This window comes from Lysobacter sp. HA18, from assembly GCF_054057595.1.
Window position 1 is genome coordinate 324,548 of the sequence record NZ_JBSRZL010000001.1, and the last position, 18,168, is coordinate 342,715.

Genomic DNA, 18,168 nt, shown 5'->3' on the forward strand with positions numbered 1-18,168 from the left:
GCATCGGAAGTCGACAGCCTACAATTGCGGCATGGCGATCCGACCCTATCTCGACCATCTTCCGACCCTCGGCGCGCGCGCGTTCGTCGACGAGGCCGCCACCGTGATCGGCGACGTCGTGCTGGGAGACGACGTATCGGTGTGGCCTGGCACGGTCATCCGCGGCGACGTCAACTTCATCCGCATCGGCGACCGCACCAACGTGCAGGACGGCACGGTGATCCACGTCAGCCACGACGGCCCGCACGCCAAGCTCGGCGGATTCGCCACGCGCATCGGCAGCGACGTCACCATCGGCCACAAGGCGATCGTGCATGCCTGCACGATCGAGGACGCGGTGCTGATCGGCATGGGCGCGATCGTGCTCGACGGTGCGGTGATCAAAAAGCACGGCTTCGTCGGCGCCGGCGCGGTGGTGCCGCCGGGCAAGGTGGTCGGCGAGCGCGAGTTGTGGCTCGGCAACCCCGCGAAGATGGTGCGCGTGCTCAGCGATGCGGAAGTCGAGGCGCTGTACTACTCGGCGCAGCACTACGTGCGGCTCAAGGATCGATATCTCGGCGCTGGCTGAGCCCGCGCGCGGACGGTAGAGTTCACCCGGGGATTCGGGGATGCAGACGATGGACGAGTCATGGGCCGTGGGATCGGCCGGGGACGCGCGCAATCCGTACGCGACGCCGCATGCGGCCATCGCCCTGCCGTCGCCGGTCGGGACGATGTCGACGTACGTGCCGGCGAGTCGCTGGTCGCGGCTCGGTGCGCGCCTGCTCGATCAGCTGATGGGGTTCTTTGCGTGCGTGCCATTCGTGATCGGAATGATCGTGGGCAGCGAGCACATCGTCCTGATGGTCGCGTTCCTGGCAACGACGGCACTGCTGCTCATCGGGCTCGTGGTCGCCAACGTGATCGGCCTCGACCGTAGCGGGCAGACGCTCGGCAAGCGGCTCGTCGGCATCCGCATCCTGCGCAGCGACGGCTCGCATCCGACGCTGGGCCGCAGCTTCGGGCTGCGCGCGGTGGTGCCGTTCGTGATCTCGTTTTTCTTCGGCCCGTTCGGGCTGATCGACGTGTTGTGGATCTTCGGCAACGAGCATCGCTGCCTGCACGACCTGCTCGCCGACACGATCGTCGTCCCCGCGCAATGACATCACCGGCCCGCGGCGCGAACGCGCTGCTCGACACCCACCACGACGTGGTGACGCCGGAAGGCGTTGCGCTGCACCTGCCGGTCGCCGGCCCGGTGCCGCGCGCCCTGGCCTGGGCGATCGACGTCGCGATCCGCATGGCGGTGCTGTTCGCGCTGTCGATGGTGCTCGGGCTGCTCGGCGGCGCGGGCGCCGGCGTGATGGCGGTGATCGCATTCATCCTCTACTGGTTCTACCCGGTGTTTTGCGAGGTGCTGTTCGACGGACGCTCGCCGGGAAAACGTGCGCTCGGCCTGCGCGTGATCGCCGCCGACGGTGCGCCGGTCGGCTGGCGTGCGTCCTTCGCACGCAACCTGCTGCGCGTGGTCGACATGCTGCCGTTCGGCTACGCGTTCGGTCTGGTCACGTGTTTGGCCGATCCCGCTGCGCGTCGCCTGGGTGACATGGTGGCCGGCACGCTGGTCGTGCACCTGTTGCCCGAAGCCAGCGGCGATGCCGCACCCGCGATCGCGCCGCATCCGCCGCGTGTGTCGCTGCAGCCGGTCGAGCAGGCGGCGATCGTCGACTTCGCCGAACGCGCGCCGTTGCTTACCGTCGCGCGTCGCGACGAACTCGCCGACATCGCTGCGCCGCTGGTGAATGCGCGCGGTGGTCGCGCCGCGGAAGCGCTGTATGCGATCGCGGCATGGCTGCTGGGACGTCGCGCATGAAGCAGGACGCCTTCGTCGCACGCCACTTCGTCGAATGGGACGCGTTCGAGCACTGGCTCGACACGCGCGGCGAGAACGCGCGACGCGCACGTTCTACGCGCGATGCGAACGCCATCGACGACAGCGAGATTCCCGCGCGCTACCGGCGCATCACCCAGCAGCTGGCGCTGGCCTCGCGACGTGGCTACAGCGCGCAGGTCACCAGTCGCCTGCAGCAGTTGATGCAGCGCGGCCATGCGGTGCTTTACCGCACGCCGCCGCCGCGCTGGCACCGCGTCGCCGCGTTCTTCCTGGCCGGTTTCCCGCGCCTGGTGCGCGAGGAGCTCGCGTGCATGCTCGCCGCCGCCGCGCTGCTGTACGTGCCGATGGTGCTGGTATTCGCCGCGATCCAGCTCGACCCCGATCTGTCGTCCGCGCTGTTTTCCCCGGAGCAGCTCGCGCAGTTCGAGGCCATGTACGACCCGGCCGACGCGGCACGCAAGCTCGGTCGCGACAGCGGCACCGACGTCGCGATGTTCGGCTTCTACATCTTCAACAACGTCACCATCGCGTTCCGCACGTTCGCCAGTGGTGCGCTGGCGGCGGTGGGTTCGATCTTCGTGCTGATCTCCAACGGCCTGCTGATCGGCGGCGTCGCCGGGCATCTGCAGGCGGTCGGTCGCGGCGATCCGTTCTGGCGCTTCGTCTGCGGCCATTCCGCGTTCGAACTCACCGCGGTGGTGATCGCCGGTGGCGCGGGTCTGCAGATCGGCCTGCGTCTTCTCGCGCCGGGGCAGCGGCGTCGCATCGATGCACTCGTCGATGCCGGCAAGCGCGGTGCGCTGCTCAGCGCGGGCGTGCTCGCGATGCTGGTGATCGCGGCGTTCCTCGAAGCGTTCTGGTCGTCGATCGGCTGGATGCCGGCGGCGGTGAAGTATTCGGTCGCCGCGGTGCTGTGGTCGCTGGTCGGGCTGTGGCTGTGGCGCGGCGGTCGACGCTACCTGCCGGGCGAACTCGAAGGCCCGTCGGCATGAGGATCGACGACCTCACCGTCGCGCTGCGTCCGCGCTCGTCATGGGAAGCCGTCGAACTCGGCACAGCGCTGGTACGCCGCCATGCGCGCGCCATCTGGCGTCCGTGGCTGCTCTGCACGTTGCTCGCGTTCGGAATCGTCAATGCCGGTGCATGGGCGATCGGGCGGCCGGCGCTGGCGATGTTCGTGATGTGGTGGCTCAAACCGCTGTTCGACCGCATTCCATTGTTCGTGCTGTCGCGCGCCGTGTTCGGCGAAGTGCCGACGACTCGTGCGACGTTGCGCGGCGCATTTCGTGGCGGTGCGCGCGCGATGTTCGGTTACCTCACGTGGCGACGCCTGAGCCCGGCGCGTGCATTGCTGATGCCGGTCGACGTGCTCGAAGGCGGGCCGGCATCGCAGGCGGGTGCGCGGCGTCGCGTGCTGGCGGGGCCCGCGTACGGCGTCGCGTCGCTATGCCTGCTGGTGTTCGCGAACTTCGAAGCCGCGCTGGTGTTCGGCTTCGCGCTGCTCGCCTTCCTGTTCGTGCCGAACGAATACGTGCAGACCGCATTCGTGCACGTCTGGGAACACCTGCGCGAATCGCCGGCGTGGTTGCTGCTGATCGAGAACGCGCTGGTGTGGGCGGCGACCTGCGTCATCGAGCCGTTCTACGTCGGCAGCGGCTTCGGGCAATACCTCAACCGTCGCACCGAGATCGAAGGCTGGGACATCGAGATCGCCTTCCGTCGCCTGCGTGCGCGCCTGCTCGCCGCGAGCAGCGCGATGCTGGTCGTGATGTGCGCGCTGCTCGCACCGCGCCCGTCGTTCGCCGCCGAAGGCGGCATGGCGAAGTGCCCGCTGCCCGTGCACGACACCGGCGCGCTCAAGCGCGCATTCGGTGCGCAGTATCGCGACCCCTCGCATTTCGAGTCGGCCGTCGACCGCGCGTTCAAGGATCCACGCCTGCATCCGCAGCGCAAGATCTCGACATGGAAGCCCAAGCATCCCGATAAACCGGACCAACGCCCGCGCCGTCTTCCGGAATGGCTGATCGGTATCGGCAAGCTCATCGCCGCCGCGGGCGAAGGCCTGATGTGGGCGCTGGCTGCTGCACTGGTGCTCGTGATCGGCTGGTTGCTCTATCGCTGGTGGCCGACGCTCAGGACGCTCGCATCGGATCCGCGCGTCACGGCCGCGCCGGTCGAGAAGGCCGCCGCGCCAGAACCGCTGCCCTTGCCCAGCGACATCGTCACCAGCGTGCGTCGTCTGTGGAATGACGGCCATTCGCGCGACGCACTCGCGCTGCTGTATCGCGCCGCGGTCGAAGCGATGCTCGCGTCAACCGACCGCGTGCTGCCGCCGGGCGCGACCGAAGCGCAATGCCTGCGCGCATCGCAGGCGTTGCCGGAGTCACCGCGACGCGCATTCGCGCGCGTGGTGCGCCTGTGGCAGTACGCCGCATGGGCCGAGCGACTGCCGTCGCAGGACGACTTCGACGCCGCGCTCGGTGAGGCCGCGCTGCAGTTCGGGTGGCGCGCATGAAGCGCCTCCATATCCTGCTCATCCTGCTCGGCGCCGGGCTCATCGCCGCGGTCGTCGCGTGGTGGCTGCACACCTACGAGCGCGTCGACGAATGGATCGACATGCCGCGCACCGGCGAAGCCTCGAGCAACCCGCTGTTCGGGCTGCGTGTCGCACTGGAAAAAGACGGGCGACGCGTACACGCATGGCGACGCCTCGCGCCGGACGCGATGCATCTCGCAGCGAACGACACCGTGCTGTACGACGGGGACGTGCGCAGCCTGTCGACACCGGCACGTACCGCGGTGCTCGACTGGGTTCGTCGTGGCGGCCATCTGATCGTCGCGCTGCCCGAACCTGACGCTGCGTTCGATGCATTCACCCGCCGCGACGCGCATCTCGGTGGCGATGCGAAACATGTCGACGTTCCGTTGCTCGACGACATCGGCGTGCGCGTTCGTCGCGGTGTCGGCGGCTGCGTCGACACCGAAGGGGCGGTGCCGTTCGACCTCTGCCGCACGCGTCGTTTCGATGCGCCCGCTGGCACGTCGCAGCATCTGGGCGATGCGGACGGCGACGTGCTCGCGCGCGTTCGCGTCGGCGCGGGCAGCGTCGACGTCATCGGGTCGCTGGAATTCCTCACTACCGATCACCTGAAGTCTCGCGCCAACGCCGCGTTCGCCGACCAGCTCATCGCCGGCGGCGATCCACGTGGCGTCGTGCATCTCGTGCACAGCACCGACATTCCGTCGCTGTGGATGACGCTGCTGCGCCGCGGCTGGCCCGTGTGGTTGCCGCTGACGCTGCTGCTCGCAGGCTGGCTGTGGGCGCGCATGCGTCGCTTCGGCCCGTTGATTCCGTCGCCCGCGCTCGAGCGTCGCTCGCTGCTCGAACACGTGGCCGCAAGCGGCGAGCATCACTGGCGCTATGGCAAGGCCGATGTGCTGTACGCCGCGTTGCTCGACGCCTTCCAGTCGCGCCTGCGACGTCGCGATCCGCAGGCCGCCGCGCTGCAGGGCCACGTGCAGGCCGTCCGCCTCGTCGAGCGCACAGGCGTGCCCGAAGCACAGATCGTCGACGCACTCACACCTCCCGATCCGCGCGATGCGAAAGCACTCGTCGCGCGCATCGCCACCCTCGTCCGCATGAGAAACCGGCTATGACCGACACCGCTTCCACACCGCTCACCGGCGACGCGCTCGCCGGGGCCGCCACGCGTCTGCGCGATGCGGTGTCCGGCGCCTTCATCGGCCAGCCCGAGGTCCTCGAACAGATCCTCGTCGCGCTGCTCGCCGGCGGCCACGTGCTGATCGAGGGCGTGCCCGGCCTCGGCAAGACGCTGCTGGTGCGCGCGCTCGCACAGGCGCTCGACTGCCAGCACGCGCGCGTGCAGTTCACCCCCGACCTGATGCCCAGCGACATCAGCGGCCACGCGGTGTGGGACCCGAAGACGGAAACGTTCTCGATCCGCCGCGGCCCAGTGTTCACCAACCTTCTGCTGGCCGACGAGATCAACCGCGCACCGGCGAAAACGCAGGCCGCGCTGCTCGAAGCGATGGCCGAGCGCCAGGTCACCATCGAAGGCCAGAGCTTCGAATTGCCGCCGCCGTTCATGGCGCTGGCGACGCAGAACCCGCTCGAACACGAAGGCACGTATCCGCTGCCCGAAGCGCAGCTAGACCGCTTCCTGCTGAAGGTGTTGATCGGCTATCCGTCGCGCGCGGACGAAGTGCGCATGGTGGCCGACGTCAGCCGCGGCGCCGCGAGCACGTTCGATCTGTCCAGCGTGCCGCGCGTGCTCGGGCCGGACGACATCGTCGCCATGCAGAACGCGACCGCACAGCTGCACGTCGACGACGCGATCATCGACTACGCGGTGCGCATCGCCGCGAGCACGCGTGACTGGGCGGGCATCGCGCTCGGCGCCGGCCCGCGCGGTTCGATCGCGCTGGTGCGTTGCGCGCGTGCGCATGCGGTGCTCGCGGGACGCGACTTCGTGACGCCCGATGACGTGCGCGAGATCGCACTGCCGGCGCTGCGCCATCGCATTGGCCTGTCGCCCGAACTGCAGCTGGAAGGCCAGTCGACCGACACCGTGCTGCGTGCCCTGCTCGCACGCGTGGAAGCGCCGCGCCAGTGAGCGAACCGCGCGCCCACTGGCCGCGTCCGGCCGCGCCGCTGCTCGTGCTGCTCGCGATGTGGGCGGCAGTCGGCGTCGCGTTCGTGCTGTCGTTCGTCGACCGCGCGGCGTGGATGTGGACGGGCGCTGCGATCCTCGCGCTCGTGCTGGTCGATGGCCTGCGCCTGATGCTGCTGCGCGCGCCGCGCGCGCGCCGGCAGATGCCGGAGACGTGGCCGGTCGGTAGCGAAACGCAGGTGACCTTGCAGTTCGACGAGGTCGCGCCGCGCCATCTGCGCGCCGACGTGTTCGACCTGCATCCGGGCGACTGGAACGTGCGCGACCTGCCGCGCCGCGTCGATCTCAAGCGCGGCGTCGAAACGGAAATCGCGTATCACCTGACGCCGCAGGTGCGCGGCGACTTCGCGTTCGACGGCGTGCAGCTGCGCCTGCATTCGCCGTGGCGGCTGCTGCGTCGCGATGTCATCGCGGGTGCGCCGCAGAAGGTGCGCGTGTTCCCGAACTTCGCGCCGCTCGCGCGCTTCGCGATGTTCAGCGCGGACCAGGCGTCGCGGCTGGTGGGCGCGCATCTCAAGCGACGTCGCGGCGAAGGCACGGACTTCCACCAGATGCGCGAATACCGCGTCGGCGACTCGATGCGGCAGATCGACTGGAAGGCGACTGCGCGCACGCGCCGCCTAATCTCGCGCGAGTACCAGGACGAACGCAACCAGCAGGTCGTGCTGATGCTCGACACCGGTCGCCGCCTGATGGCGCGCGACGATGCGATGAGCCATTTCGACCACGTGCTGGATGCGTCGCTGGTGGTCGCCTGGCTCGCATTGCGACAGGGCGATGCGGTCGGCCTGCTCGCCAGCGGTGGCGATGCCGCGTGGGTGCCGCCGCAGCGCGGCGCGACCGCGATCGATCGCCTGTTGCGCGCCACCTATGCGTTGCAGCCGCGCCCCGTCGCCACCGACTTCCTCGCCGCCGCGACCGAGATCGCGCTGCGCCAGCGTCGGCGCTCGCTGGTGATGATGGTCACCAACCTGCGCGATGAGGACATGGATGACGTGCTCGCCGCAGTGCAGCTGCTGCGTCGTCGCCATTTGGTGTGCATCGCAAGCCTGCGCGAGGCTGCGCTCGATACCGCACTGAACGCCGAGGTCACCGACCTGCAGGGCGCGCTCACCGCCGGCGCGACCGCGCAATACCTCGCACGCCGCGCCGAAGCGCATGACGCGCTGCGCAGTCATGGCGTGCTCGTGCTCGATGTCACCTGCGCGCAGCTGCCGGCGGCGCTGGTCGAGAAATATCTTTCGGTGAAACGCGACGGCTTGCTGTAACGCGCGGTTACACGCCGAAGGTCAGGCGTGCATGTCGACGCAGCGTCGGATCAGGCGACGCGCGGTGCGTTCTCGGCAACGTCGTCGAACAGCGCGTTCTCCGCTTCGCGTACCAGGCCCTGTGCATAGATCGCCCAGGCGAGATACGCGCGGATGCGCTGGAAGTAGCGATGGCCGAACGGCTCGCGCGCACGAACGCGACGCTCGCAACGGCGCTTCTGCTCTTCGAGGTATTCGCGGATGCGGATGAGTTTTTCGCGCGCACGCGGCACCGACAGGCCCTCGAGCGCGAAGAACGGCAGCGTCTCGTAATGGGGATGGCGCGACAGCGGCGACTTGTTCCAGTTCACGGCGGCGATCGCGGCGAGCTGGCCCGGCGTGCCGCACTGGCCGCAGCTGCACAGCACCTGCCAGCGCTCGCCGTTGAACTCCAGCGGCGGCTCCTCGCTGCAGACCGCACAAGGGTTGATCCAGCGTGCCGCCTCGAGCGGATCGTCCGAGCCGAAGTCGAGCCAGGACGGATCGATGTCGATCACGCGGTCCAGCGGGTTTACGGCGTGCAGATGATCGGGTCGGACGGACATGCATTTCCTCGGGGCAAAGGCGATGGCGGCCGATGAAGGCCGGGTCCCCTGTGAGCGCGTCGCCCGCATGGAGCGACGGGCGCGCATTGTCGCCCCCGTTGTGTGAACGGTATGCCGCGGACAATGGCACGATGCGTCGCATGCCGGGCTCGTCCGGCGCATTCCAGCATCCCCGCGGAGATTACGATGCGCCGACCTGCGACCGTCGTCACGCTGCTGCTCGCTGGCGTCACCGCCGGGCTCGCCGGGTGCGAGCCCGAGGCACGTGAAGCATCGACGCCGTCGAACGCGCCCGATGCAGGCGCGGCACATCCTGAGAACGGATCCATCGTGGCCGCAGTGCGTGCCCAGTCGCAGGCGGCCGAGGTCGACGGCCATGGCCGCGTGGTCCGCGTGCTGGCGGACGACCGCGAAGGCAGCCCGCACCAGCGCTTCCTGATCGCGCTCGATGACGGCACCACGGTGCTGGTCGCGCACAACATCGACCTGTCGCCGCGACTGGACGGCATCGCCGCGGGCGACGACATCAGCTTCCGCGGCGAATACATCTGGAACCCGAAGGGCGGCACGCTGCACTGGACGCATCGCGATCCGCACGGCACGCATCCCGGCGGCTGGCTGCGCTGGCGCGGCCGCACCTACGACTGAGGCGCGGTCGCGGCTTCGAGCTGACTCAGCGCATGCAGCGCGGCGTCACGGTCGACGCCGCACATCGAGGGCGACGGACGCAGCGATGCGCAGACGGCGGGGCGTCGCGGATCGCCGAACAGGCGGCATCGCAGTTGATCGTCGAGTTGCACGCAGGGCACGCCGGCGGGCTTGCCGTTCGGCATGCCGGGGATCGGCGAGCTGATCGACGGCGCGATGCAGCAGGCCGCGCAACCCGAGCGACACGCGACCGCGTTCATCTCAGGTCGAGGCCTTCGCGCAGGGTGGCGTAGACCGGCGCGGTGTCGGGCAGCACGCCGTGCCACAGGCGGAAGCTTTCGGCGGCCTGTTCGACGAGCATTCCGAGGCCGTCAATGCATGTCGTTGCGTTCCGTTGCGCGGCGGCGTCGAGGAATGCGCGGGCCGCTTCGCCGTAGCCGAGGTCGACGGCGGTCCAGTTGTTTGCGGGGTGGTGCGGAAGCGGCCAGTCGATCGATGCGTCGCTGCGTGCCGCCGAGGTGGTGTTGATGACGATGTCGACGCCGGCTTCGTCGCGCACATCGTTCCATGAGCGCAGCTGCACGCGCGGGTCGTCCAGCCGCGTGCCGAATGCCGCAAGTCGATCGGCCGAGCGGTTCGTCACGACGAGCGCAGCAACCCCAGCATCCAGCAATGCCGGCGCAACACCCGCCGCCGCGCCACCCGCGCCGATGAGCAGAACGCGAGCGCCATCGAGCGCGACACCATGACGATCGCGCAGATCACGCACCAGCCCGATGCCGTCGGTGTTGTCGCCATGCCAGCGCGCGTCGCCGTCGGCATCGTCAATGCGAACCAGCGTATTCACTGCACCCGCGCGCTCCGCACGATCGCTGCGCGTCGCGCACACGTCGAATGCCGCGACCTTGTGCGGCAGCGTCACGTTCGCACCGCGGCCGCCGTCATCCGCAAATCGCTGCAACGCGGAAACGAAATCATCCGGCGCCGCATCGATGCGCACGTAGTCGAGTTCGATCCCGCACTGCGCCGCGAACGCCGCATGGATGTAGGGCGAACGCGAATGCGCGACAGGGTGGCCGAACACGGCGAATCGGTTACGGTGCATCGGTCCTCGCTGCCGGATTCCACGCGTGCGCACCGTACACCACCGTTCCCGCGGCGTCCTCGCCGTTTTCGCCGCGCTGCTCGTCGCGATGCCGTGCACCGCGTTCGCGCCGTGGGGCATGGAAGGCGTCGGCGTGGTCTCCACGCGCGACAGCGAGGTCCGCGCGACGATCAGCCCCGACGGCAGCACCATCGTCTGGGGCAGCCCCGACCGCGCGGGCGGACCCGGCGGCTGGGATCTCTGGCGGGCGACGCGAATCGACGGCCGCTGGCAGCAGCCGCGGCCGCTTGAACTCGATGCGCCCGCGAAAGAATTCGACCCGATGTTCAGTGGCGACGGCCGCTGGCTGTACTTCTTCTCGAATCGCGACGGTGGGCAGGGCGGCGATGACCTCTATCGCGCGCCGGTCGCCGCCGACGGCACGATCGGTACCGCGCAGAACCTCGGCCCGGGCGTGAACACGCGCGGCGATGAATGGGCGCCGACACCGAACCGCGACGGCACGCGACTGTTGTTCGCCAGCGACGGCGTCAAAGGCGCGCGTCGCCACGACCTGTTCGTCGCGACCTGGAACGGCACCGCATTCGTCGACGCCAAACCCGTGCCAGGCATCAATACCGACGTCGACGAGTTCGACGCGATGTGGATCGGCGATGGCGATGCGCTGGTGTTCGCACGGTCGGACGACGTGGAATCGAAACCCATCCGCCTGTACACCGCGACCTGCCACGCGAAGAGCTACGGCGACATCGCGCCGCTCGCGCTCGCGTTCAATACCGAAGCGGCGTGGACGCTCGGCCCGTCCATCGACTGGAACAAGCCGAACGAGATGCTGGTGAGCGGCGCCGCGCCGTCACCCAAGGCCGGCAAACTCGACATCTACCGCATCCTGGTGCCGGCGCTGAAGGGCGACGGCACCTGCGGCGATCAGCCTTCTTCGCGCAACCAGCGCGCGGCGTCCAAGGCGTAATACGTCAGCACGCCGTCGGCGCCCGCGCGCTTGATGGACGTCAACGCTTCGAGCGCGACCTTGCGCTCGTCGAGCCAGCCATTGATCGACGCGGCCTTGAGCATCGCGAACTCGCCGCTGACCTGGTAGACGAACGTCGGCGCGCCGAATTCGTCCTTCACCCGGCGCACGATGTCGAGATAGGGCAGGCCCGGCTTGATCATGATCATGTCGGCGCCTTCGGCGAGGTCCAGCGACACTTCGCGCAGCGCTTCGTCGGAATTGCCCGGGTCCATCTGGTACGTCTTCTTGTCGGCCTTGCCGAGCGCGGTCGCGCTGCCCACCGCATCGCGGAACGGGCCGTAGAACGCGCTCGCATACTTCGCGCTGTAGGCGAGGATGCGCGTGTGGATGTGGTCGTCCATCTCCAGCGCGGCGCGGATCTCGCCGATGCGGCCGTCCATCATGTCGCTGGGTGCGACGATGTCGGCGCCGGCGCGTGCGTGGCTCAGTGCCTGCTTGACCAGTGCGTCAACGGTTTCGTCGTTGAGCACGTAGCCGTTCTCGTCGATCAGCCCGTCCTGCCCGTGCGAGGTGTACGGATCGAGCGCGACGTCGGTGATCACGCCGAGTTCGGGGAAGCGCGACTTGAGCGCGAACACCGCGCGCTGCACGAGGCCTTCGTCGTCCCACGCGGCGGCGGCGTCGAGAGACTTCGCCTCCAGCGCGGTCACCGGGAACAGCGCGAGCGCTGGAACGCGCAGCTCGGCGGCTTGCTCGGCGACGCGTAGCAGCTCGTCGACCGACAGCCGCTCGATGCCCGGCATCGACGCGATCGGCGCGCGGCCGGCAAGTTCGTGCACGAAGACGGGATAGATCAGGTCATTCGCGGTGAGGACCGTCTCGCGCATCAGGCGACGCGAGAACTCGTCGCGGCGCATCCGCCGCGGGCGCACGTAGGGATAGCTCATGGCGAAAAGTTTACTCCCGCCGGCCGCTGGCGCCTCGACGCCACGGCCGCCGGGTCAGGGGCGAGTCGGTGGTCGTTGGGCGATGCGGTCGCGGGATGAGCGCCGCGCGCACGCCGACTGCACGGGACGAACGCAGTGCCCGTGCTGCCGTCGCGACGGATCCGGCTAAGCGCGCGGAAACACGCGATAGCGCCGCGGCTGCAGATGCACGGCATCGCCGCGCGAAGGCGTAGCGGCCGTGCGATCCACATCGACTTCCACGAGGCCGCCGCGCGCGACTTCGATCTCCAGCGTCGTGGTGCCGGCCAAACGCCGCACGTCGACGACGCGACCGGCAAGGCCGGTATCCGCCAGCGCGATGTCGTGCGGCCGCATGTACAGCCGTGATGGACCGGAAACGCTGTCGGTCGCGACCGCGAAGCCGTCCTCGCCGACGAAGCGGCCGTCGCGCACCTCGCCGTCGATCGACGACGCGCGGCCGATGAAGTCGAACGCGAATGCCGACGCCGGCGATTCGTAGATCTCCGCCGGCGTACCGATCTGCTCGATGCGGCCGTCGCGCAGCAGCACCACGCGATCGGCGAGTTCCAGCGCTTCTTCCTGGTCGTGGGTGACGAACAGCGTCGTCTGCCCGGTCTGCTCATGCAGGCGGCGCAGCCAGCGACGCAGTTCGATGCGCACCTTCGCATCCAGCGCACCGAACGGCTCGTCGAGCAGCAGCACGCGCGGTTCGATCGCGAGCGCACGCGCCAGTGCGATGCGTTGCTTCTGTCCACCCGAGAGTTGCTCCGGATACCGGCCGCCGTGTTCGGGCAGCTGCACCAGTGCGAGCAGTTCCTGCACGCGTCGCGTGATCTCCGCTTTCGCAGGGCGACGCGAACGCGGCCGGCTGCGCAGGCCGAAAGCGATGTTTTCGGCGACGGTCATGTGGCGGAACAGCGCGTAGTGCTGGAACACGAAGCCGACGCCGCGTTCGCGCAGCGAGAGTTGCGTGGCGTCGCTGTCGTCGAACTGCACGCGGCCGGCGTCCGGCGCGAGCAGACCGGCGATCACGCGAAGCAGCGTCGTCTTGCCGGAACCCGACGGCCCGAGCAATGCGACGAGTTCGCCCGCACCGACGTCGAGGTCCACCGCATCGAGCGCAGCCAACCCTTCGTAGTGCTTGGTGAGGCCGCGCACGGTCAGGCGCGTTCCGGTGGCGCGGGCGGTGGTCACGACGGGCGCGAACTCAGTGGCGAATGGAAGGGCGAGCGAGGGCGTCGCCATGGCGGGACTCCAGCCAGAATTTCAGGATGAGCGTGACGAGGGCGAGGCCCGCGAGCAGCGAGGCCGCAGCGAACGCGGCGGTGCTGTCGAACTCGTTGTAGAGAATTTCGATGTGCAGCGGCAGCGTGTTGGTAAGTCCGCGGATATGGCCGGACACCACCGACACCGCGCCGAACTCGCCCATCGCCCGCGCCGCGCACAGCAGCACGCCGTACAGCAGGCCCCACTTGATGTTGGGCAGCGTCACGCGACGGAACATCGTCCACGCACCGGCACCGAGGGAACGCGCGGCGAGTTCCTCGTCGGCACCTTGCTGCTGCATCAGCGGAATGAGTTCGCGCGCGACGAAGGGAAAGGTGATGAAGGTCGTCGCCAGCACGATGCCGGGTCGCGCGAACAGGATCTTCAGATCGTGCGCTTCGAGAAACGATGCGAACCATCCGTGCGAGCCGAACAGCAGCACCAGGCACAGGCCGGCGACCACCGGCGACACCGCGAACGGCAGGTCGATCAATGCGAGCAGCAGGCGTTTGCCGCGGAACTCGAAGCGCGTCACCGCCCAGGCGAGCAGCAGGCCGAAAAAAGCATTGAGCGGCACCGCGATGCCCGCGGTGAACAGCGTGAGCTTCAGCGCGGCGATCGCGTCGTCCGTAGCCAGCGCATCCCACCACGCACGAAAACCTTCGCCGAACGCCGCGCCGACCACCATCGCCAGCGGCAACACCACCAGCGCGGCCATCAGCACGAACGCGAGCACGATCAGCGGCCAGCGCATCCATGCCGGCGCATCGAGCGGATGGCGCTCAGCCACGACGCCGCTCCTTCGAATGCGCGAACAGCGACGGGATCGCGTTGATCGCCAGCAGGCAGACGAACGACGCGACCAGCAACAGCGCGGCGATCGCGATGGCGCCGTTGTAGTCGTATTCCTCTAGGCGGATGGTGATCAGCAACGGCGCGATCTCGGTCCTGTACGGAAGATTTCCGGCGATGAAGATCACCGAGCCGTACTCGCCGAGCGCGCGCGCGAATGCGAGCGAGAAACCGGTGAGCGCGGCGGGCAACACTTCCGGCAGTACAACGCGACGCCATGTCGTGAAGCGCGATGCACCCAGCGATGCCGCCGCTTCCTCCTGCTCGCGCCCCAACGTTTCGAGTACCGGCTGCACCGTGCGCACCGCGAACGGCAAACCGATGAAGACCAGCGCGATGACGATGCCGATCGGCGTGTACGCGATCTTCCAGCCCAGCGATTCGGCGTATTGCCCGACCCAGCCTTTCGGCGAATAGATCGCGGTGAGCGCGATGCCGGCGACGGCGGTCGGCAATGCGAACGGCAGATCGACTAATGCATCGAGCAGGCGTCGCGCGGGAAAGCGATAACGCACCAGCACCCACGCGATCAGCACGCCGGCGAGTGATGCGATCACCGCGGCGACGAACGACGCGCCGAAGCTGAGCGTCAGCGCGTGCTGCACGCGTTCGTCGCGGATCGCACGCAGCCAGCCATCCGCTCCGAGACCGGCCGCGCGCACGGCGAGCGCGAGCAAGGGCAGCAACACGACCGCCCCCAGCCACGCCATGCCGAGCCCCAGGCTCAGCCCGAAGCCGGGCAACGGGGAGCGCCGCGCACGTCGAAGCGTGCGCGGCGCTCGGCCTTCGATCGCGGCGGCCGCTGAGGTCACGGGTGATAGATGCGATCGAAGAAGCCGCCGTCGGCGAAGTGCTGCGCCTGCGCCTTCTTCCATCCGCCGAACGCGCCGTCGATGGTGACGAGCTTCACCTTCGGAAAGCGCGCGAGATCCGCGGCTGCAACGCCTGTGTTGTCGATCGGGCGGAAGAAGTGCTTGGCCGCCAGCTGCTGGCCTTCCGGCGAATACAGGAAGCGCAGATACGCCTCGGCCTGCTTGCGCGTGCCGTGCTTGGCGACGTTCTTGTCGACCCACGCCACCGGTGGCTCGGCGAGGATCGACACCGACGGCACCACGATCTCGTACTTGCCCGCATTGCCCGGCTGCGCGAGCGTCAGCAGTGCTTCGTTCTCCCACGCGATCAGCACGTCGCCGATGCCGCGCTCGACGAAAGTCGTCGTCGCACCACGCGCCCCGGAATCGAGCACCGGCACGTTCTTGAACAGCTTGCCCATCCAGTCGACGACCTTGTCGCCGTCGCGCAACTGCTGCGACGCATACGTCCATGCGGCGAGGTAATTCCAGCGCGCGCCGCCCGAGGTCTTCGGGTTCGGCGTGATCACCGCGACGCCGGGCTTCACCAGGTCGCCCCAGTCCTTGATGCCTTTCGGGTTGCCCTTGCGTACCAGCAGGACAATCGTCGACGTGTACGGCGCGCTGTTGTGCGGCAGTCGCGTCTGCCAGTTCGCCGGCAGTAACTTGCCGTTCTGCGCGATGGCATCGATGTCGCCCGCGAGCGCCAGCGTCACCACATCGGCTTCGAGGCCGTCGATGACGGAACGCGCCTGCTTGCCGGAGCCGCCATGCGATGCGCGGATGTCCAGCGTCTCGCCGGTCTGTTGTTTCCACTGCGCGGCGAAGCGCGTGTTGACGTCGGCGTAGAACTCGCGCGTCGGGTCGTAGGAGACGTTGAGCAGTTGCAGGTCCTTCGCCGCGGCCTGGCCGGCGAACACGGCCGCGGCGAGCACGAGGGAGCGGATCACGGTCTTCATGGGGAAAGGCCTCGGGGGATCAGAAGGAGACTTGGGCGCGGGTGAAGAAGGTCTTCTCGCTCTCGCGGTCGGCACCGGCGATCGCACCGCCGTCGAAGTCGGCCTGCGAGTAGTTGGCGACGAGCTTGAGGTTCTGCGTCAGGTACCAGTTGACGCCGACCGTCCACGCGCGCGTGCGGCGTGCCGATGCGGCGGGGTCGGCGAACAGCGGGAAGGCGTCGTCGTCGATCTCCAGGGCGCCGATGCGCGCCGCGAGTTCCACTGCACCGAAGCCTGCGCCGCCGACGTTAAAAGGATGGTTAGGGCGCGTTACGCCGCGATAGGACGCGTCCTCGCCGGTCAGCACCCAGCTCGCGGCGAGCTGCCAGGCGCGGTTGTCCAGCGATGCCGAGGCCGCGCCGACGCGCACGTCCTGCTTCGACTCGATGTACTCGCCGAGCACGCCGAACGGGCCGACGTACCAGTACGCCTGCGGCGACCAGCGACGGCGCTCGCCGTTGGCCAGAACCGCGGCGCGATAGCCGAAGAACTGCACCTGACCCGGCGTGCGATAGCGCGGCAATGCATTCGCGCCGGTGCCCGTCACGTCACCGGTGCTCGCGGCGACGCCGAAGCCCAGGCCCGATGCGGCGCTGGCGTCGTCGCGGAACGGTTCCCAGAACACGCGCGCGGCATATTCGAGGTGCGTGTCCGGATTGCTCGACGTCGGCGCGTCGCGGCCATCGGGCGCACCGTTGAACGCACCGGCTGCGTAGGTCAGCCCGTTGCCGAACTCGCCGTGCAGCTGCACGCCGTAGTCGCGGTTGGGCGCCAGTTCCGACGGCAGGCCGAGCTCCATGAACGTCGTCGCGCCCGACGACTGCAGGCGCTCCAGCCCGAGCGGCGTCTTGAACTTGCCCGCGCGCACCGTGGCGCGCGGGTCGAACTTCAGGTCGATGTAGGCATCGGCGATGGTCGCGCTGTCGCCGGCGAACTCGGGCATCAGGCGGAAGCCGACCAGCTTGCCGAAGCTGCCTTCGAGGATGGGCTGCACGCGGCGCAGCAGGAAGGTGTCGTTCTGCGGCAGCGCGCGGTCGTCGATCCACGCGCGGCCGTCGGCCTGCACCAGCCCGCGCAGTTTCGCTTCGACGCCTTCGCTGGCGGGCGACTTGAACGAAACGCCCTTGGCCGCGCTGACCGTCAGCGTCGACGCGGTGGCCACCTTGTTCGCGCTGTCCTCGGCCTGCAGCTCGAGCTGGCGTTCGATGACTTTCAGGCGCTGGTCGAGATCGGCGACCGACGGGCCGGACGCATCGGCGTCGGCCGGCACGCCGAGCCGTTGTTCGAGCACGCGCAGGCGTTCGGACAACTGTTCGACGGTGGGCGGTGCGGCCTGCGCATGCGCGGCGCCGGTGGCGGCGAGCAAGGCGAGCGCGAGCAGGGTGGGACGTGGCGACATCGGGTTCTCCAGGGAATGAGTGGTCGCGCGTCCCGTGGTCGGGTCGGCGCGTATCGGGTCAGCGTCCGTCGACGCGCACTTTCTGGCTGCGCGTGATCTGGACGATGCGGTCGCTGTGGACGACGACCTCGACCGAGCCGTAATGCAGCTCGCGCAGCGCGGCGAGCACGGCTTCCTCGGCTTCGGTGACGGGGATGGCGAGCCGCGGTGGATCGCGGCGGGGCGTCGTCGGAAAGGGCGTGGCGGTCATGCGGGGGTCTCCACGTCGAGCAGTTCGCCGCTGGCGAGCGCCTGCACGCTGACGCCGTCGAGCACCTGCGACAGCGCGTCGCGGGCCTCGCGCATCACCGCGCGCAGGCCGCAGGCGTCCGGGTCCGGGCACTCGGGGCAGGCCTTGTAGGCGGTGACGCTGGCGCAGCGCACCGGTGCGAGCGGGCCATCGATCACGCGGATGACGTCGCCGAGCATGATTCGCGCGGCGGGCTTGGCGAGCGCATGGCCGCCAGTGGGTCCGCGACGGCTGTCGACCAGGCCGGCGTCGCGCAACTCCACGAGGATGGCCTCGAGGAACTTCTCCGGCGTGCCGCTGCGCTCGGCCAGCGTGCGCGCCTGCAGCCGCGCACCGTCGGCCTGCGCCAGCGCGCTCAGGGCGCGCAGTGCGTACTTGGCCTTCATCGTCAGCATTTCCCATT

At 69.0% G+C, this 18,168-nt stretch carries 21 protein-coding genes; 10 read left to right on the forward strand and 11 right to left on the reverse strand.

The annotated features are described in order from the left end of the window. Positions 1 to 31 precede the first annotated feature (31 nt). The 8 genes from ACVWWW_RS01550 to ACVWWW_RS01585 are packed head-to-tail and all read left to right on the forward strand — an operon-like array spanning position 32 to position 7,832. On the forward strand, positions 32 to 568 hold the full coding sequence (locus ACVWWW_RS01550) for a gamma carbonic anhydrase family protein (protein ID WP_027082315.1): 537 nt from the start codon (positions 32 to 34) through the stop codon (positions 566 to 568). A 40-nt stretch (positions 569 to 608) separates the two neighbouring features. Beyond that, positions 609 to 1,142: an RDD family protein gene (locus tag ACVWWW_RS01555; RefSeq protein WP_051234875.1), complete on the forward strand. Its 534-nt coding sequence runs from the start codon at positions 609 to 611 to the stop codon at positions 1,140 to 1,142. Beyond that, entirely contained in the window at positions 1,139 to 1,852 is a 714-nt protein-coding gene (locus ACVWWW_RS01560) for an RDD family protein (RefSeq protein ID WP_036141605.1), read from the forward strand. Before ACVWWW_RS01555 ends, ACVWWW_RS01560 begins: the two co-directional genes overlap by 4 nt. Beyond that, positions 1,849 to 2,865, forward strand: a complete 1,017-nt coding sequence (locus tag ACVWWW_RS01565) for a stage II sporulation protein M (protein ID WP_051234873.1) — start codon at positions 1,849 to 1,851, stop codon at positions 2,863 to 2,865. The genes ACVWWW_RS01560 and ACVWWW_RS01565 overlap by 4 nt, the downstream gene beginning before the upstream one ends. Further along, the gene (locus ACVWWW_RS01570) at positions 2,862 to 4,388 is read left to right on the forward strand and encodes a DUF4129 domain-containing protein (protein ID WP_027082313.1); all 1,527 of its coding nucleotides are present in this window, start codon (positions 2,862 to 2,864) and stop codon (positions 4,386 to 4,388) included. Before ACVWWW_RS01565 ends, ACVWWW_RS01570 begins: the two co-directional genes overlap by 4 nt. Beyond that, a complete protein-coding gene (locus tag ACVWWW_RS01575; protein ID WP_036141644.1) occupies positions 4,385 to 5,530 on the forward strand; it encodes a DUF4350 domain-containing protein in 1,146 nt (381 codons plus the stop codon). Before ACVWWW_RS01570 ends, ACVWWW_RS01575 begins: the two co-directional genes overlap by 4 nt. Continuing rightward, on the forward strand, positions 5,527 to 6,507 hold the full coding sequence (locus ACVWWW_RS01580) for an AAA family ATPase (RefSeq protein ID WP_027082311.1): 981 nt from the start codon (positions 5,527 to 5,529) through the stop codon (positions 6,505 to 6,507). Before ACVWWW_RS01575 ends, ACVWWW_RS01580 begins: the two co-directional genes overlap by 4 nt. Before the next feature lie 56 nt (positions 6,508 to 6,563). Further along, a complete protein-coding gene (locus tag ACVWWW_RS01585) occupies positions 6,564 to 7,832 on the forward strand; it encodes a DUF58 domain-containing protein (RefSeq protein ID WP_051234895.1) in 1,269 nt (422 codons plus the stop codon). 50 nt (positions 7,833 to 7,882) lie between these two features. Here ACVWWW_RS01585 and ACVWWW_RS01590 read toward each other — a convergent pair whose 3' ends face one another. After that, positions 7,883 to 8,416 (reverse strand): hypothetical protein, encoded by a 534-nt coding sequence (locus ACVWWW_RS01590; RefSeq protein WP_027082309.1) that lies wholly within the window; start codon positions 8,414 to 8,416, stop codon positions 7,883 to 7,885. 186 nt (positions 8,417 to 8,602) lie between these two features. Between ACVWWW_RS01590 and ACVWWW_RS01595 the strand changes: the two genes are divergently transcribed. Further along, positions 8,603 to 9,064 (forward strand): DUF3465 domain-containing protein, encoded by a 462-nt coding sequence (locus ACVWWW_RS01595; RefSeq protein ID WP_081671981.1) that lies wholly within the window; start codon positions 8,603 to 8,605, stop codon positions 9,062 to 9,064. Here ACVWWW_RS01595 and ACVWWW_RS01600 read toward each other — a convergent pair. Further along, a complete protein-coding gene (locus ACVWWW_RS01600) occupies positions 9,055 to 9,324 on the reverse strand; it encodes a YkgJ family cysteine cluster protein (protein WP_027082308.1) in 270 nt (89 codons plus the stop codon). The genes ACVWWW_RS01595 and ACVWWW_RS01600 overlap by 10 nt on opposite strands. Beyond that, entirely contained in the window at positions 9,321 to 10,169 is an 849-nt protein-coding gene (gene aroE, locus ACVWWW_RS01605) for a shikimate dehydrogenase (protein ID WP_027082307.1), read from the reverse strand. The genes ACVWWW_RS01600 and aroE overlap by 4 nt, the downstream gene beginning before the upstream one ends. An 88-nt stretch (positions 10,170 to 10,257) precedes the next feature. Between aroE and ACVWWW_RS01610 the strand changes: the two genes are divergently transcribed. Further along, the gene (locus ACVWWW_RS01610) at positions 10,258 to 11,139 is read left to right on the forward strand and encodes a PD40 domain-containing protein (RefSeq protein ID WP_051234893.1); all 882 of its coding nucleotides are present in this window, start codon (positions 10,258 to 10,260) and stop codon (positions 11,137 to 11,139) included. On the opposite strand, the gene hemB is transcribed toward ACVWWW_RS01610, so the two are convergent. The 8 genes from hemB to ACVWWW_RS01650 all read right to left on the reverse strand — a co-directional run bounded on the left by hemB (position 11,097) and on the right by ACVWWW_RS01650 (position 18,160). Further along, the gene (hemB, locus tag ACVWWW_RS01615; RefSeq protein WP_027082306.1) at positions 11,097 to 12,089 is read right to left on the reverse strand and encodes a porphobilinogen synthase; all 993 of its coding nucleotides are present in this window, start codon (positions 12,087 to 12,089) and stop codon (positions 11,097 to 11,099) included. The two genes, ACVWWW_RS01610 and hemB, sit on opposite strands and share 43 nt — an antisense overlap. A gap of 165 nt (positions 12,090 to 12,254) precedes the next feature. Next, the gene (locus ACVWWW_RS01620; protein WP_081671980.1) at positions 12,255 to 13,355 is read right to left on the reverse strand and encodes a sulfate/molybdate ABC transporter ATP-binding protein; all 1,101 of its coding nucleotides are present in this window, start codon (positions 13,353 to 13,355) and stop codon (positions 12,255 to 12,257) included. Then, entirely contained in the window at positions 13,318 to 14,130 is an 813-nt protein-coding gene (gene cysW / locus ACVWWW_RS01625; RefSeq protein WP_081671985.1) for a sulfate ABC transporter permease subunit CysW, read from the reverse strand. Before cysW ends, ACVWWW_RS01620 begins: the two co-directional genes overlap by 38 nt. 28 nt (positions 14,131 to 14,158) lie before the next feature. Next, entirely contained in the window at positions 14,159 to 15,040 is an 882-nt protein-coding gene (cysT, locus tag ACVWWW_RS01630; protein ID WP_456998620.1) for a sulfate ABC transporter permease subunit CysT, read from the reverse strand. Next, positions 15,037 to 16,038 carry a sulfate ABC transporter substrate-binding protein gene (locus tag ACVWWW_RS01635; protein WP_027082303.1) on the reverse strand — a complete coding sequence of 334 codons (1,002 nt, stop codon included), beginning with the start codon at positions 16,036 to 16,038 and terminating at the stop codon, positions 15,037 to 15,039. Before ACVWWW_RS01635 ends, cysT begins: the two co-directional genes overlap by 4 nt. A 19-nt stretch (positions 16,039 to 16,057) precedes the next feature. After that, the gene (locus ACVWWW_RS01640; protein WP_036141599.1) at positions 16,058 to 17,476 is read right to left on the reverse strand and encodes a porin; all 1,419 of its coding nucleotides are present in this window, start codon (positions 17,474 to 17,476) and stop codon (positions 16,058 to 16,060) included. A 58-nt stretch (positions 17,477 to 17,534) separates the two neighbouring features. Beyond that, the gene (locus ACVWWW_RS01645; protein WP_036141596.1) at positions 17,535 to 17,726 is read right to left on the reverse strand and encodes a YezD family protein; all 192 of its coding nucleotides are present in this window, start codon (positions 17,724 to 17,726) and stop codon (positions 17,535 to 17,537) included. Then, entirely contained in the window at positions 17,723 to 18,160 is a 438-nt protein-coding gene (locus ACVWWW_RS01650) for an RrF2 family transcriptional regulator (protein ID WP_027082337.1), read from the reverse strand. Before ACVWWW_RS01650 ends, ACVWWW_RS01645 begins: the two co-directional genes overlap by 4 nt. Between the last annotated feature and the right edge of the window lie 8 nt (positions 18,161 to 18,168).